Genomic DNA, 2,254 nt, shown 5'->3' with positions numbered 1-2,254 from the left:
GCCTCCGCGCCCGCCGCAACGCCGAACTCGCCCCCGACCACATCGACAACCTCATCGCCGCCCTCATCGAGAACACCAACGAGGCCTGACGCCAGGACCCTGCAACAAGATCAGCGACAGAGCCTGTAGGCCCACACGCTGGTGGACATGACTTCTCCCCGGTGGACAGCAGATCTCCCCGGGGGTGACTGGCCGATGCGTAGCTCGCCGCCCGCATGAGATGCTGGAGAGCGTGCTGGGCGGTCAGTCTGAGAATCCCGATCTGTGGGGGTTCCTCGAGTCACTACGGCGCGGCGAGAACCTTTCTGGCGCGGTCGCAGCAATCGAGCGTTACGGCGTGTTCGTGGTGCTGGACCGTGGGCCTGCTCACCCGGTCTTTCCCAGTGTCGGGTTCATCACCCGAGCTGTCCTGGCGGCGTTTCGAGGCGGCCACGGACGTCGTCGAGGTCGGTCAGCTTGTTCTGTGCGAGTTTCTCCAGTTCGACACGACCAACCTGGAGGCGAGGCTGTCGCTGCGGGCGACGCGGCCTGACCCTTTCCAAACATTCGCCGACCAGAGCGCGCCGGGCCGGGAACTGACGGGACGGGTGACCAAAATAGTGCCCTTCGGTCTTTTCGTGCAGGTCGCCGACGGCGTCGAAGGGCTCGTTCATCTCGAGGCTCTGGAACGCGTTCAAGGTGCGGCCGACGGCGTCGTGAAGGTCGGCGACGAACTCGCGGTCGTCGTTGCCGATCTCGATCGGATGCGGCGAAGGTTGGCGTTGGGCTTGCGGTAAGCTCGCACGGTCAACTGAGGGCGACGACGCCGTTGCCGCTCAGAGCCTCGGACAGGCGGTGGCTATCGCCCATGGTGGTCACGACGTGAGCGTGGTGCAGGAGCCGATCCACGGTGGCGGTGGCCAGGGTCTTGGGCATGATCTCGTCGAACCCTGACGGATGCAGGTTCGAGCTCACGGCCAGGCTCTTGCGCTCATACGCCGCATCTACAAGCCTGTAGAAACCTCCGGCGGCGTCGGCGGACACGGGTAGCCAGGGCCTGAACCACCCCGAAACGTGGCCGACCTGACGCCATGCTCGGAAAGGCACCGAGCACTGAGACAAGGTGGAAGTGGCTGTTCGTCCGCGCCGCTGCACTATCGGGCAGGCAGGGTTCACAGGTCAGGTCCTCAGCACCGCGGCCAGGTTGGCACTCAGGGTTCTGGTCATTGGATGCGCTTCGCCCATCAAACGACGGGCGTCTTCGAGAGCGCGCATCAACAGTGGGATCGCGCGGTCCGGGTCCCCCGCCGTCTGGTAGGCGCCTGCGAGATTGTTGTAGGAGGACAGGGTGTCAGGGTGGTCCTCGCCCAGCACCCGGCGGCGATCATCGAGAGTCTGCTCCAGCAGCGGGATCGCCCGGCCCAAATCCCCCGCACTCTGGTAGGCGCCGGCGAGGTTGCTGCGGGAGACCAAGGTGTTCGGATGGTCCTCGCCCAGCACCCGTAGTTGGTCGGCGAGAGTCTGCTCCAGCAGCGGGATCGCCCGGTCCAAGTCCCCCGCACTCTGGTAGGCGCTGGCGAGGTTGTTGCGCGCGGTCAGCGTGTTCGGATGGTCCTCGCCCAGCACCCGTAGTTGGTCGGCGAGAGTCTGCTCCAGCAGCGGGATCGCCCGGTCCAAGTCCCCCGCACTCTGGTAGGCGCTGGCGAGGTTGTTGCGCGCGGTCAGCGTGTTCGGATGGTCCTCGCCCAGCACCCGTAGTTGGTCGGCGAGAGTCTGCTCCAGCAGCGGGATCGCCCGGTCCAAGTCCCCCGCGAGCAGATAGGCGCGGGCGAGCTTACCGTAGACGATCAGGGCGTCGGGATGCTCGTCGCCCAGCAGCCGAACGGAGTCTTCGACGGCGCGTTTCAACAGCGGGATCGCCCGGTCCAGGTCGCCCGCAGACTCGTAGGCGCTGGCGAGGTTGCTGCGGGAGACCAGGGTGGCGGGGTGGTCCTCGCCCAGCACCCGGCGGCGATCATCGAGACTCTGCTCCAGCAGCGGGATCGCCCGGCCCAAGTCCCCCGCACTCTCGTAGGCGGCGGCAAGGTTGTTGCGCGCGGTCAGGGTGTACGGATGGTCCTCGCCCAGCACCCGAAGCTGGCCGGCGAGTGGGCTGCCCCGCGAATTTTGGACACTGGTCCCGCGGTGTGATCACGCGGCGAGCGTCAGGTTCGCCTGCTTCTCTCGGTAGGCTTCGAGGGGAGTCGCATAGCCGATCCCCGAGTGAAGGCGTTGG

2 protein-coding genes and 1 pseudogene are annotated in these 2,254 nt (G+C 66.6%); 1 reads left to right on the top strand and 2 read right to left on the bottom strand.

Annotation, left to right across the window (positions count from 1 at the left end; translation table 11 throughout):
• Positions 1-356 precede the first annotated feature (356 nt).
• Positions 357-776: a S1 RNA-binding domain-containing protein gene (locus KDL01_RS40595; RefSeq protein ID WP_212534050.1), complete on the top strand. Its 420-nt coding sequence runs from the start codon at positions 357-359 to the stop codon at positions 774-776.
• Positions 777-786: 10 nt separating this feature from the next.
• Here KDL01_RS40595 and KDL01_RS40590 read toward each other — a convergent pair.
• A pseudogene (locus KDL01_RS40590) lies at positions 787-1,029 on the bottom strand (ATP-binding protein); the annotation flags it as partial.
• 129 nt (positions 1,030-1,158) lie between these two features.
• A complete protein-coding gene (locus KDL01_RS40585; RefSeq protein ID WP_212534049.1) occupies positions 1,159-2,109 on the bottom strand; it encodes a tetratricopeptide repeat protein in 951 nt (316 codons plus the stop codon).
• Positions 2,110-2,254: the final 145 nt, after the last annotated feature.

The organism is Actinospica durhamensis (genome assembly GCF_018139695.1).
GTDB classification, from domain to species: Bacteria; Actinomycetota; Actinomycetes; order Streptomycetales; family Catenulisporaceae; genus Actinospica; species Actinospica durhamensis.
Note: the sequence above shows the minus strand (reverse complement) of the source record. Positions and strands in the feature narration are given on the sequence as shown.